Below are 13487 nucleotides of genomic sequence, written 5' to 3'. Positions count from 1 at the left end.
GCGCCCTACTCCGCGCCCATCACCAGCCCCTCGATGGTGTGCTTCTGGCGGATGGGCTCAAGAGCGTCGACCACGGGACAGCGCAGGTGCTCCCGGACCAGCTCCGGCAGGCCCGCCCAGTAGTCCCGGGTGACGGCCAGGTCGTGGTGGGCGGCGTTGCCCGCGCCCGGCGCGTCGACGCCGAGCACCAGCACGGGCCGGGCCAGGTCGCTGACGTTCGGGGTGCCCCGGTGGATGGTGAGCGCGGAGCGCGCCGAGATGTCGCCGCGCTTCGGGTACTTGCGGACCGCGCGGGCCTCGTAGCGGGGGTACCGGTCCTTCGACGGGAACATCTCGTGGTCGAAGTCGCGGCCGTCGTCCCACTGGGTGCCCGGGGCGATCTCGAACGGCCCCATCTCCTCGACGGTGTCCACGGTGGTCAGGTTGAACGCCAGCGAGGTGAGCCGGCGCCGCAGCCGGGTCTCCTCGGGCATCGGGAAGTCCCGGTGCCAGGGCTGGGTCTTCGCGCCGGGGAACGGGATGTCGAACCCCAGCTCGACGATCTCGTAGTCGGGGCCGAGCACCGCCCGGCACACCGACACCACCCACGGGTGGGTGACCAGGTCGACGAAGCCGCGCAGCTGCTCCGGGTGGATCTCGACGTACCAGCGCTCGGGGCCGCGGCCGACCGCGCCGTCGGGCCGGGACCGGGCCTCCCGGAACGCGGCGTCGACGTCCTCGCCGACCCGCTCGACCCAGTCCACCCCGAAGGCTCCACGGCAGGCGGTGATGCCGTCGCGGTAGAGGTCACCGAGGGCCTCGACGGGGATCTCGTCCTCGATCAGCTGCGATGTCATCGGGCCTCCTCGTCGCGGGGACGACCCGAGTATTACAACGTTGTAGAAGCGCCGCAAGACCGGACGACGACGCTCGCGGGAGGGGGTTCAGTCCTCGGCGGCCTGGCGGCTGCCCGGCACCACCGGCATCGGCCACACCCCGGTGCGCGGCGGCCCGACCGGCACCTCCACCTGGTGGTCCGACCAGACGTACGTCTCGGGCAGCAGGTCGGTCACCGGGACCGCCCGCAGCGCGTCCGGCGGGCCGACGATCACCCGGATCGACGGGAAGTAGTCGAGGAGCACCTGCCGGCACCGGCCGCACGGCGGGATGACGCCCCGGCCCCGGTCCCCCACCGCGACGATGGTCTCCAGATCGCCCGCCCCCTGCGTGGCGGCGGCCCCGATGGCCACCACCTCGGCGCACGGGCCGCCGGTGAAGTGATAGACGTTCACGCCGCTGAAGACCCGGCCGTCCGTGGTCCGCGCCGCGGCGGCGACCGTGTGGTTGTCGCTGCGGCAGCGCAGCTTGGCGACGGCCATCGCGGCCTGCACCAGAGCCCGGTCGGTGTCGCGCATGATCATCCCGTCCCGTCGTCGACCTCGCCTCGGCGGAAACTCTAGCCCGGCCACCCACCCCCACCTGGGAGGGCACGCGGGCGGCCGCGGCCGCCGGTAACCCGGGGGCGCTCGGCCGGACGCCTGCCTATCCTTGGCGACGACATGCAGAATCCAGCCGCACCCGCCGTACCCGAGACCGTCCGCGACCTGCACCGCCGCCTCTCCGCCCTGATGTTCCGCGACCAGCGCCGGCTCCAGCGGCGGCTGGACGGGGTGCGGAAGCTGCGCGACCCGCAGCGGCGGGAGTCGGCGCTGACCGAGATCGCGGCCGACGTGGCCCGGGCCGAGGCGCGGCTGGCCGCCCGGCGGGCCGCCGTGCCGACCGTCACCTATCCCGCGCAACTGCCGGTCAGCGAGCGCAAGGACGACATCGCCGCCGCCATCCGCGACCACCAGGTGGTGATCGTGGCCGGCGAGACGGGCTCCGGCAAGACCACCCAGCTGCCCAAGATCTGCCTGGAGCTGGGCCGCGGCGTCACCGGGCTGATCGGCCACACCCAGCCCCGCCGGCTCGCCGCGCGGACCGTGGCGGACCGGATCGCCGAGGAGCTCGGCACCGAGCTGGGCGACGTGGTCGGCTACAAGGTGCGCTTCACCGACCAGGTCGGCGACAACAGCCTGGTCAAGCTGATGACCGACGGCATCCTGCTGGCCGAGTTGCAGACCGACCGGATGCTCCGCCAGTACGACACGTTGATCATCGACGAGGCGCACGAGCGCAGCCTCAACATCGACTTCATCCTCGGCTACCTCCGGCAGCTGCTGCCCCGCCGTCCCGACCTCAAGGTGGTCATCACCTCGGCGACCATCGAGACCGACCGGTTCGCGAAGCACTTCGCCGACGCCGAGGGCAACCCCGCGCCGGTCGTCGAGGTGTCCGGCCGGACCTATCCGGTGGAGGTGCGCTACCGCCCGCTGGTCGAGGTCGTCGAGACCGAGGAGGAGGACGACGGGGACGAGGAGAACGTCCGGGACCAGATCCAGGCCATCGGCGACGCGGTCGAGGAGCTGGCCGCCGAGGGACCCGGCGACATCCTGGTCTTCCTGAGCGGCGAGCGGGAGATCCGGGACACCGCCGACGCGCTCGGCAAGCTGGTGCAGAAGAAGCGCTCGCTGCTCGGCACCGAGATCCTCCCCCTCTACGCCCGGCTCTCGACGGCCGAGCAGCACCGGGTCTTCGCCCCGCACGCCGGGCGCCGGGTGGTGCTCGCCACGAACGTCGCGGAGACCTCGCTGACCGTCCCCGGCATCAAGTACGTGGTGGACCCGGGCACGGCCCGGATCTCCCGCTACTCCAGCCGGCTCAAGGTGCAGCGGCTGCCCATCGAGCCGGTGTCGCAGGCGAGCGCCAACCAGCGCAAGGGGCGCTGCGGGCGCACCTCGGACGGCATCTGCATCCGCCTCTACGACGAGCAGGACTTCGAGAACCGGCCCGAGTTCACCGACCCGGAGATCCTGCGCACCAACCTGGCCTCGGTCATCCTCCAGATGACCTCGATCGGGCTGGGCGACATCGCCGCGTTCCCGTTCATCGACCCGCCGGACCGGCGCAACGTCACCGACGGCGTGAACCTGCTGCACGAGCTGGGCGCCCTGGACCCGGCCGAGACCGACCCGGCGAAGCGGCTCACCCCGCTCGGCCGGCGGCTGGCCCAGCTCCCGGTCGACCCGCGGCTGGCCCGGATGGTCCTCGAAGGCGAGCGCAACGGCTGCGCCACCGAGGTGGTCGTGATCGCGGCCGCGCTCTCCATCCAGGACCCGCGCGAGCGGCCCGCCGACAAGCAGGCCCAGGCCGACCAGGCGCACGCCCGGTTCGCCGACCGGGAATCGGACTTCGTCGCGTACCTGAACCTGTGGCGCTACCTGCGCGAGCAGCAGCGGGCCCTGTCCTCCAGCGCCTTCCGGCGGATGTGCAAGGCGGAGTACCTGAACTACCTGCGGGTGCGCGAATGGCAGGACATCGTCAGCCAGCTGCGCCAGGTGCTGCGTACCTCGGACCAGGGCGAGGGCCGGCGCGGCGGCGCGGACCTGCCGGAGGAGATCGACACCCCGAAGGTGCACCAGTCCCTGCTGCCCGGCCTGCTCTCCCACCTCGGGCTCAAGGACGCGCAGAAGCACGAGTACCTGGGGGCGCGCGGGGCCAAGTTCGCGATCTTCCCGGGCTCGGCGCTGTTCAAGAAGCCGCCGCGCTGGGTGATGGCCGCCGAGCTGGTGGAGACCTCCCGGCTCTGGGGCCGGGTGGCCGGCCGGGTCGAGCCGGAGTGGGTCGAGCCGCTCGCCCAGCACCTGGTGAAGCGCAGCTACAGCGAGCCGCACTGGGAGAAGAAGCAGGCCGCCGTGATGGCCTACGAGAAGGTCACCCTCTACGGCATCCCGATCGTGACCTCCCGCAAGGTCAACTTCGGCCGGATCGACCCGGTGCTGAGCCGGGAACTGTTCCTCCGGCACGCCCTCGTCGAGGGCGACTGGCAGAACCACCACCAGTTCTGGCGGGACAACCAGCGGCTGCTGGCCGAGGTGGAGGAGCTGGAGAACCGGGCCCGACGGCGGGACATCCTGGTCGACGACGAGACGATCTACCACTTCTACGACCAGCGGATCCCCGCCGACGTGGTCTCCGGCCGGCACTTCGACACCTGGTGGAAGAAGACCCGCCGCGAGCAGCCGGACCTGCTCACCTTCACCCGCGAGCTGCTGGTCAACTCCGGTCGCGGCGGGGTGGACGGGACCGACTACCCGGACGAGTGGCGGGCCGACGGGGTCGCCCTGCCGCTGACCTACACCTTCGACCCGGGCACCCCCACCGACGGCGTGACCGTGGACATCCCGCTGCCGCTGCTCAACCAGGTGCCGGCGGAGAGCTTCGACTGGCAGGTGCCGGGCCTGCGCGAGGAGCTGGTCATCGCGCTGATCCGGTCCCTGCCCAAGGCGATCCGGCGCAACTTCGTCCCGGTGCCCGACTACGCGCGGGCGGCGCTCGCGCAGCTGCCAGCCGGCGAGGAGCCGCTGCTCGACGCGCTCACCCGGCAACTGCGGCGGATGACCGGGGTGACCGTGCCGCGGGACGCCTGGGACGTGGGCAAGCTGCCGCCGCACCTGCGGGTCACCTTCCGGGTGCTCGGCGAGGACGACAAGCCGGTCGCCGAGGGCAAGGACCTGCCGGCCCTGCAACGCGAGCTGCGCCAGGAGGTACGCCAGGTCGTCGCCGCCGCCGCGCCGGACGTGGCCCGCACCGGGCTGACCGGGTGGGACATCGGCACCCTGCCGCGCACCATCGAGCAGGTCCGCGCGGGATACGCGGTGACCGCGTACCCGGCCCTGGTCGACGAGGGCACCACCGTCGGGGTGAAGGTGTTCGACTCCCCCGCCGAGCAGGAGGCCGCGCACTGGGCGGGCACCCGGCGGCTGCTCCGGCTGACCGTGCCCTCCCCGGCGAAGTTCCTCCAGGGGCGGCTCAGCAACGAGGCCAAGCTGGCGCTGTCCCGCAACCCGCACGGCGGGGTGCCGGCCCTGATCGAGGACGCGGCCGGCGCGGCCATCGACAAGCTCATGGCGGACGCGGGCGGCCCGGCCTGGGACGCCGAGGGCTTCGCCGCGCTACGCGAGCGGGTCCGCGCCGACCTGGTCGACACGGTGGTCGACGTGATGGGCCGGGTGCGGCAGGTGCTGGCCGCCGCGTACGCCGTGGAGCAGCGACTGGGCGCCACCCGGAACCTGGCGGTGGTGGCCGCCCTGGCCGACATCCGCAACCAGCTCGGCGGCCTGGTCCACAAGGGCTTCGTCACCGAGGCCGGGTACGCCCGCCTGCCCGACCTGCTGCGCTACCTGACCGCGATCGAGCGGCGGCTGGACCGGCTGCCCGGCAACCCGCAGCGGGACAAGCAGCAGCAGGACCGGGTCGCCGTGGTCCAGAAGGAGTACGAGGACATGCTCGCCGCGCTGCCGCCCGCGAGACGGCAGTCGGCGGCGGTCCGGCAGATCCGTTGGATGATCGAGGAGCTGCGGGTGAACGTCTTCGCCCAGGCGCTCGGCACCCCGTACCCGGTCTCCGAGCAGCGCATCTACCGCGCCATGGACGACGCCGAGGGCCGCTAGAGCGGCTCCACGCCGGCGGGGAGCCGCTCGGCCGCGGTGGCGTCGTGCACGTACTCCAGGAGGATGCGACGCAGCTCGCGACCGGCGTGGGTGGGCACCACGTCGCGGCGGCGGGCCACCGCGATGGTCCGGCGGACGCCGGGCGGGACGAGCCGGGTGACCCGGATGCCCGGCCGGCGGGTGACCGCGATGCCGGGCACCAGGGCCGCGCCGAGCCCGGCCTCGACGAAGCTGAGCACGGCGTCCAGTTCCCCGCCGTCCACCGAGAGGGTCGGCTCGAAGCCGGCCTCCCGGCACGCCTGGATGGTGGCGTCCCGCAGGTCGTAGCCCTGGCGGAACATCACGAGGGGCTGGTCGCGCAGGTCGACGATGCGCACCTCGCCCCGCTCGGTGGCCGCCGGCAGCGGGTCGACCGAGGCGACCACCAGGCTCTCCCGCAGGATCGGGTCGGCGCGCAGCCCGGGGTCGGTGCCGGCCGACGGCATGATGATGAGCGCCAGGTCGAGGTCGCCGCGGAGCAGGTCACGCACCAGGTCCTGCGACCCGCCCTCCTCCACCCGCAGGTCGACGGTGGGGTGGGCGTCGCGGAACCGGCGCAGCACCGGTGGGGCCAGCGAGGTGGCCAGGCTGGGGGTGGCGCCGAGCCGGACGCGGCCCCGGCGCAGCCCGACCAGCTCCTGCACCTCGCGGGTGGCGGTGTCCACGTCGGCGAGGATCCGCTTGGCCAACGGCAGCAGCACCTCGCCGGCCGCGGTGAGGGTGATGTTGCCCCTTACCCGCTCGAAGAGCGGGGCCCCCAGGTCGGTCTCCAGGGCGTGAATTTGCTTACTGAGAGAAGGCTGGGTGATGCCCACCAGATCGGCAGCTTGGGTGAAATGTCGTACTTCTGCGACCGCGACGAAGTACCGGAGCTGATGGAGCTGCATCTGTATAGCTTATGGCTATCAAGACTGCGAAGTCGATGCATTGGACGCCTGATCGAACTGCTCCTAGCGTCGATCGCGTGGTAATCACGAAAACTCGGTCGCCCATCCGCTCCAATGTCGGCCTCAAGGCCGTCATGGCGGTGACGGGCATCATCCTGGTGCTGTTCCTGGTCGTGCACATGCTCGGCAACCTGAAGATCTTCACGGGCGAGACGTCGTTCGACCACTACGCGCACTGGCTGCGCGAGCTCGGGACGCCGCTGCTGCCGAAGACCTGGTACCTGTGGATCCAGCGCACCGTGCTCACCGTGGCCGTGCTGGCGCACATCGTCTCGGCCACCGTGCTGGCCCGGCGCGCCCGGGCGGCCCGCCCGGTCCAGTACGCGCACCGCCGGAAGATCCACGTCAACTACGCGGCCCGCACGATGCGCTGGGGTGGTGTGATCATCCTGCTCTTCGTGATCTACCACATCCTGGACCTGACCACCGGTCACCTGAACCCCCAGGGCGACGCCGCCAACCCGTACGGCAACGTGGTCCAGGACTTCGCGGCGGACCGCTGGTACGTCACGCTCTTCTACACCCTGGCGATCGTCACGCTCGGCTTCCACCTGCGGCACGGCGCCTTCAGCGCGTTCCGCAGCCTCGGCCAGCAGACCCCGAAGGGCGAGCGCCGGGCGCGCGCCGCGGCCCTCGTCTTCGCCGTCGCGCTCTGCGTCGGCTACCTCGTGGTCCCGTTCGCCGTACTCACCGGATTGGTGGCCTGACATGGATCTCTTCACCACCGGCGACCCGATCGCCGACACCAAGGCTCCCGACGGCCCCATCGAGACCCGCTGGGACCGCCACCGGTTCGAGATGAAGCTGGTCAACCCGGCCAACCGGCGGAAGCTGACCGTGATCGTGGTCGGCACCGGCCTGGCCGGCGGCTCCGCCGCGGCGACGCTGGCCGAGCAGGGCTACCACGTGCGGTCCTACTGCTACCAGGACAGCCCGCGCCGGGCCCACTCCATCGCCGCGCAGGGCGGCATCAACGCCGCCAAGAACTACCGCAACGACGGCGACTCGGTGCACCGGCTCTTCTACGACACCGTCAAGGGCGGCGACTTCCGCTCCCGCGAGTCGAACGTGCACCGGCTGGCCGAGGTCTCCGTCAACATCATCGACCAGTGCGTCGCCCAGGGCGTCCCGTTCGCCCGCGAGTACGGCGGCCTGCTCGACACCCGCTCCTTCGGCGGGGCGCAGGTGCAGCGCACCTTCTACGCCCGGGGCCAGACGGGCCAGCAGCTGCTGCTCGGCGCGTACCAGGCGCTGGAGCGGCAGATCGGCCTGGGCAACGTGGAGATGAACTCCCGGCACGAGATGCTCGAACTGGTCGTCGTCGACGGGCGGGCCCGCGGCATCGTGGTCCGCGACCTGGTCACCGGCGAGATCAGCACCGAGATGGCCGACGCCGTCGTGCTCGCCTCCGGCGGCTACGGCAACGTCTTCTACCTCTCCACCAACGCCAAGGGCTGCAACGTCACCGCCTCCTGGCGGGCGCACCGCAAGGGCGCGTACTTCGCCAACCCCTGCTACACGCAGATCCACCCGACCTGCATCCCGGTCTCCGGCGACCACCAGTCGAAGCTGACCCTGATGAGCGAGTCGCTGCGCAACGACGGCCGGGTGTGGGTGCCCAAGGCCAAGGGCGACGCCCGCAGCCCTAAGGACATCGGAGAGGACGAGCGGGACTACTACCTGGAGCGGATCTACCCCTCCTTCGGCAACCTGGTCCCCCGGGACATCGCCTCCCGCGCCGCCAAGAACGTGTGCGACGAGGGGCGCGGTGTCGGCCCGGGCGGGCTCGGCGTCTACCTCGACTTCGCCGACGCGATCAACCGGCTCGGCCGCAAGGCCATCGAGGCGAAGTACGGCAACCTCTTCGAGATGTACGAGCGGATCACCGGCGAGGACCCGTACGAGGTCCCGATGCGGATTTACCCCGCCGTGCACTACACGATGGGCGGCCTCTGGGTCGACTACGACCTCCAGTCGACCATTCCGGGCCTGTTCGTGATCGGCGAGGCCAACTTCTCCGACCACGGCGCGAACCGCCTCGGCGCCTCGGCGCTCATGCAGGGCCTGGCCGACGGCTACTTCGTGCTGCCGAACACCATCGCCAACTACCTGGCCTCCGGCCCGCTGGAGAAGGTCGACGCCAGCCACCCCGAGGCGGTGGCCGCGCGGACCGAGGTCGAGGAGCGGCTCCAGCGGCTGCTCGCGATCAACGGCGACCGCACGGTGGACTCGTTCCACCGGGAGCTGGGCCAGATCATGTGGGAGCACTGCGGCATGGAGCGCTCCGAGGCCGGGCTGCGCAAGGCGATCGACGAGATCCGCACCCTGCGCGACGAGTTCTGGCAGCGGGTCCGCGTCCCGGGCGACGGCGAGGGGCTCAACCAGTCGCTGGAGAAGGCCGGCCGGGTGGCCGACTTCTTCGAGCTGGCCGAGCTCATGTGCATCGACGCCCTGCACCGCGAGGAGTCCTGCGGCGGCCACTTCCGGGCCGAGCACCAGACCCCCGACGGTGAGGCGCAGCGCGACGACGACCGGTTCTCCTACGTGGCGGCCTGGGAGTACGCCGGCACCGGCCTGCCCGTGCTGCACAAGGAAGACCTGACCTTCGAATACGTCCACCCCACGCAGCGGAGCTACAAGTGAACCTGACCCTGCGCATCTGGCGCCAGAAGGGCCCCGAGGACAAGGGTCAGATGGTGACCTACCCGGTGCAGGACGTGTCCCCGGACATGTCCTTCCTGGAGATGCTCGACGTGCTCAACGAGCGGCTGATCCTCGACGGCGAGGAGCCGGTCGCGTTCGACCACGACTGCCGCGAGGGCATCTGCGGCATGTGCAGCCTCATGATCAACGGCGAGGCGCACGGGCCGCAGCGCGGCACCACCGCCTGCCAGCTGCACATGCGGCAGTTCTCCGACGGGGACACGATCGACATCGAGCCGTGGCGCGCCCGGGCCTTCCCGGTCGTCAAGGACCTCGTCGTCGACCGCAACGCCTTCGACCAGATCATCGCCGCCGGCGGGTACGTCACCGCGCCGACCGGCAGCGCCCCGGAGGCCCACTCCACGCCGGTGGCCAAGGCCGACGCGGACGCGGCCTTCTCCTCGGCCGCCTGCATCGGCTGCGGCGCCTGCGTGGCGGCCTGCCCGAACGGCTCCGGCATGCTGTTCACCGCCGCCAAGATCACCCAGCTCTCGCTGCTGCCGCAGGGCCAGCCCGAGCGGTACACCCGGGTGATCGGCATGGTGGACGCGCACGACGAGGCCGGCTTCGGCGGCTGCACCAACATCGGCGAGTGCGCGGCGGCCTGCCCGAAGGGCATCCCGCTGAACACCATCGGCCGGCTCAACCGGGACTACCTGAAGGCGACGTCCAAGCGCGCCGGCACCCCGGGCTCCTGAGCCCCGCCGTCCGACCTCCGCGACCGCCGCGCCCCGCACCCGGGGGCGCGGCGGTCGCCCTTTTCCGGGGTACGCGAGGCGCGCCGCGCCGGTTCAACCCCTCCCCGGCGGGTAGCAGTCCCATGGACGGCACCGAAGAGGGGACATTCAGGCATGAAGGCGCTGACCTGGCACGGCAAGCGTGACGTCCGCGTCGAGGACGTACCGGACCCCCGGATCGAGGAGCCGACCGACGCGGTCATCCGGGTCACCTCGACCGCCGTCTGCGGCTCCGACCTGCACCTGTACGAGGTGCTCGGGCCGTACCTGAAGCCCGGCGACGTGCTCGGGCACGAGCCGATGGGCATCGTCGAGGAGGTCGGCGCAGGGGTGACCCGGCTCAAGCCCGGCGACCGCGTGGTCGTCCCGTTCAACATCGCCTGCGGCTCCTGCTGGATGTGCGACCGCCAGCTCTACGCCCAGTGCGAGACCACGCAGGTGACCAGCGAGGGCAAGGGCGCGGCCCTGTTCGGCTACACCTCGCTCTACGGCTCCGTCCCCGGTGGTCAGGCCGAGTACCTGCGGGTGCCGCAGGCCCAGTTCGGCCCGATCAAGATCCCGGCGACCGGGCCCGACGAGCGCTGGCTCTACCTGTCCGACATCCTGCCCACCGCCTGGCAGGCCGTGAAGTACGCCGACACCCCGCCCGGCGGCACCCTGGCCGTGTTCGGCCTCGGCCCCGTCGGGCAGTTCTGCGCCCGGATCGGCCGGCACCTCGGCGCCGGCCGCGTGATCGGGCTGGACCTGGTGCCGGAGCGGCTGGAGATGGCCCGCCGGCACGGCATCGAGGTGCTCGACGTCAGCGAGCTGGACGACGTGCCCGGTGCGCTGATCGACCTGGTCGACGGGCGCGGCCCGGACGCGGTGATCGACGCGGTCGGCATGGAGGCGCACGGCGCGCCGCTGGGCAAGGTCGCCCAGGCCGCCGCCGGGCTGCTCCCTGACAAGCTGGCCCAGACCATGACCGACAAGGCCGGCGTGGACCGGCTCGTGGTGCTGCACGCCGCGCTCAAGGCGGTCCGGCGCGGCGGCACCGTGTCGATCTCCGGCGTGTACGGCGGCGAGCAGGACCCCATGCCGCTCATGGAGATGTTCGACCGGGGCGTCCAACTGCGCATGGGGCAGTGCCACGTGAAGCGCTGGATCGACGACATCATGCCGCTGCTCGCCGGCGACGACGACCCGCTCGGCGTCGAGGACCTGCGGACCCACCGGCTGCCGCTCGCGCGGGCGCCGCAGGCGTACGAGATGTTCCAGAAGAAGCAGGACGGCTGCGTGAAGGTCGTGCTCGAACCGTGAGCCGGACGGTGGTCGTCACCGGCGCGACCAGCGGCATCGGCCGGGCGGCGGCCCGGGAGTTCGCCGGCCGCGGGGACCGCCTGGTCCTCGCGGCCCGCTCCCCCGCCACCCTGGCGCGGGTACGCGACGAGTGCCGGGCGGCCGGCGCCGAGGTGCTCACCGTACCGACGGACGTCACCGCGCCCGGCGCGGTGGCCGCGCTGGCCGACGCGGCCGAGGCGGAGTTCGGCGGCATCGACGCCTGGGTGCACACCGCCGCAGTGATGGCCTACGGCCGCTTCCACGAGACGCCCGCAGAAGTGTTCGACCAGGTCGTCCGCACCGACCTGCTGGCCGCGGCCGAGGTGGCCCGGGTGGCGCTGCGCCGCTTCCAGGCCGCCTCGGCCGGCACGCTGGTCCTCACCGGCTCGGTGCTCGGGCACATCACGGCGCCCTACATGAGCGGCTACGTGGCGGCCAAGTGGGGCCTGCAGGGGCTGGCCCGGACGCTGCAGCAGGAGGCCCGGGAGACCCCCGGCGTGCGGATCTGCCTGGTCAACCCGGGCAGCGTGGACACGCCGGTCTACCAGCAGGCGGCCAACTACCTGGGCCGGGTCGGCCGCCCGCCGCCGCCGATCGCCACGCCGGAGCGGGTGGCCCGGGCCATGGTGGACTGTGTCGACCGGCCCCGCCGCGAGGTCTCGGTGGGGCGGCTCAACGTCGTCATGCGGTTCGGCTTCACGGTGCTGCCCGGCGTGTACGACGTGCTGGTGGGGCCGCTCATGCGGCTCGCCGGCCTGACCGACCGGCCGGTCGCGCCGCACCCGGGCATCGTGTTCGCGCCGTGCCCGGCCGGCGAGGCGGTGCGGGGCGGCTGGCTGCCCGACGTGTCGCGGGCGGTCCGGTCGGTGGGCGGGGTGACCGCGGCGGCCGGCTCGGCGCTGCTGCGCCGGCTGCGCTGAGCGGGCGCCGGCGGGCTGCGTCGTCGCCTACGCGGGGTGGCGGGCGGGTGGCTACGGTGTACAGCGGGACACGGCGGAGGGACGGACCATGCGGGAAGCGGACCGGGAACTGGACCGGGCGGTCGGCGGGCGGCTGTGGCGGATGACGGGACTGGCCGCGGTGGCCGGGCTGGCCTGGGCGGCGCGGGACGTGCCCGCCCAGCTCGGCGGCCGGCTCACCGGCGCCCGCGCCGAGCGCGCGGCCCGCTCGCCGCGCTTCCGCGACGGCACCTTCCACAACCCGTCGGGCACCCGCAGCACCATGGTCGCCGACCCGGGCCGCAACCTGGTCAAGGAACTGATCTTCGGCAAGCAGAAGCGGCGGCCGGACAGCGCCGTCCCGCTGCTGCGCCCGGCCGACCCGGCACCGGCCGACCCGGCCCGCGAGCTGAGCATCGTCTGGTACGGGCACGCCTCCACGCTGGTCGAGATCGAGGGGCACCGGGTGCTGCTCGACCCGGTGTGGAGCGACCGCTGCTCCCCCTCGGCGCTGGTCGGCCCGCGCCGCATCCACGAACCGCCGGTACGCCTCGACGAGCTACCCCGCCTCGACGCCATCCTCATCTCGCACGACCACTACGACCACCTCGACATGGCCACCGTGCGCGGGCTGCTCGAACACCAGTCCGCGCCGTTCCTGGTGCCGCTCGGCGTCGGCGCCCACCTGGACCGGTGGGGCGTGCCGAAGGACCGGATCATCGAGCTGGACTGGGCGGAGAGCCACCGCATCGGCGGGCTCACCCTCACCGCCACCGCCGCCCAGCACTTCTCCGGGCGCGGGCTGCGCCGCGACGGCACGCTCTGGAGCTCCTGGGTGGTGGCCGGCGCGCAGCGGAAGGTCTTCTACACCGGCGACTCCGGCTACTTCGACGGCTACGCCGAGATCGGCGCCGAGCACGGCCCGTTCGACGTCACGCTCATGCAGATCGGCGCGTACGACCGGGCCTGGCCGACCATCCACATGTTCCCTGAGGAGGCGGTCGCCGCCCACCTCGACCTGCGCGGCGGGCTGTTCGTCCCGGTGCACTGGGCCACCTTCAACCTGGCCCTGCACGACTGGTCCGAGCCGGTGGACCGACTCTGGGCCGAGGCGAAGGCCCGGGACGTCCGGCTGGCCGTGCCCCGGCCCGGCGAGCGTGTCGTGGTGGACGAGCCGCCGGCCGTCGACGGCTGGTGGCAGGGCGTCGCCTGAGCCACGCCGAAAAATCGGATAAGGCGTTCTTCTACGGCATATTTGACTACTCTGTCCGC

The 13487-nt window shown here is 72.5% G+C and carries 10 protein-coding genes; 7 read left to right on the top strand and 3 right to left on the bottom strand.

All coding sequences use genetic code 11. The features are described 5' to 3' along the window. Positions 1-5 precede the first annotated feature (5 nt). The gene (locus ACQP12_RS10235) at positions 6-836 is read right to left on the bottom strand and encodes a phytanoyl-CoA dioxygenase family protein (RefSeq protein ID WP_433286962.1); all 831 of its coding nucleotides are present in this window, start codon (positions 834-836) and stop codon (positions 6-8) included. A gap of 87 nt (positions 837-923) precedes the next feature. Next, on the bottom strand, positions 924-1394 hold the full coding sequence (locus ACQP12_RS10230; protein WP_244167727.1) for a cytidine deaminase family protein: 471 nt from the start codon (positions 1392-1394) through the stop codon (positions 924-926). 144 nt (positions 1395-1538) lie between these two features. On the opposite strand from ACQP12_RS10230, the gene hrpA reads away from it, so the two are divergent. Continuing rightward, positions 1539-5531, top strand: a complete 3993-nt coding sequence (gene hrpA, locus ACQP12_RS10225) for an ATP-dependent RNA helicase HrpA (RefSeq protein WP_433286959.1) — start codon at positions 1539-1541, stop codon at positions 5529-5531. Here the strand turns inward: hrpA and ACQP12_RS10220 are convergent. After that, entirely contained in the window at positions 5528-6463 is a 936-nt protein-coding gene (locus ACQP12_RS10220) for a LysR family transcriptional regulator (protein ID WP_433289207.1), read from the bottom strand. The two genes, hrpA and ACQP12_RS10220, sit on opposite strands and share 4 nt — an antisense overlap. A gap of 128 nt (positions 6464-6591) precedes the next feature. Between ACQP12_RS10220 and ACQP12_RS10215 the strand changes: the two genes are divergently transcribed. From ACQP12_RS10215 to ACQP12_RS10190, 6 genes are all read left to right on the top strand, one after another. Next, positions 6592-7224, top strand: a complete 633-nt coding sequence (locus ACQP12_RS10215) for a succinate dehydrogenase cytochrome b subunit (RefSeq protein WP_433286957.1) — start codon at positions 6592-6594, stop codon at positions 7222-7224. Between the two features lies 1 nt (position 7225). Then, positions 7226-9160, top strand: a complete 1935-nt coding sequence (locus ACQP12_RS10210; RefSeq protein WP_433286955.1) for a fumarate reductase/succinate dehydrogenase flavoprotein subunit — start codon at positions 7226-7228, stop codon at positions 9158-9160. Continuing rightward, a complete protein-coding gene (locus ACQP12_RS10205) occupies positions 9157-9918 on the top strand; it encodes a succinate dehydrogenase/fumarate reductase iron-sulfur subunit (protein ID WP_357947945.1) in 762 nt (253 codons plus the stop codon). The genes ACQP12_RS10210 and ACQP12_RS10205 overlap by 4 nt, the downstream gene beginning before the upstream one ends. 153 nt (positions 9919-10071) lie before the next feature. Further along, positions 10072-11256, top strand: a complete 1185-nt coding sequence (locus ACQP12_RS10200) for a zinc-dependent alcohol dehydrogenase (protein WP_433286953.1) — start codon at positions 10072-10074, stop codon at positions 11254-11256. Next, entirely contained in the window at positions 11253-12197 is a 945-nt protein-coding gene (locus ACQP12_RS10195) for an SDR family NAD(P)-dependent oxidoreductase (RefSeq protein WP_357947939.1), read from the top strand. Before ACQP12_RS10200 ends, ACQP12_RS10195 begins: the two co-directional genes overlap by 4 nt. A gap of 88 nt (positions 12198-12285) precedes the next feature. Next, positions 12286-13428, top strand: coding sequence for an MBL fold metallo-hydrolase (locus ACQP12_RS10190; protein ID WP_357947937.1), 1143 nt, complete (start codon positions 12286-12288; stop codon positions 13426-13428). The last annotated feature ends 59 nt before the right edge of the window (positions 13429-13487 follow it).

Source organism: Micromonospora sp. CA-244673, assembly GCF_050948395.1.
Taxonomy (GTDB): Bacteria; Actinomycetota; Actinomycetes; order Mycobacteriales; family Micromonosporaceae; genus Micromonospora.
The sequence above is the reverse complement of the archived record's forward strand: the minus strand, read 5'-3'. Positions and strand labels throughout refer to the sequence as shown.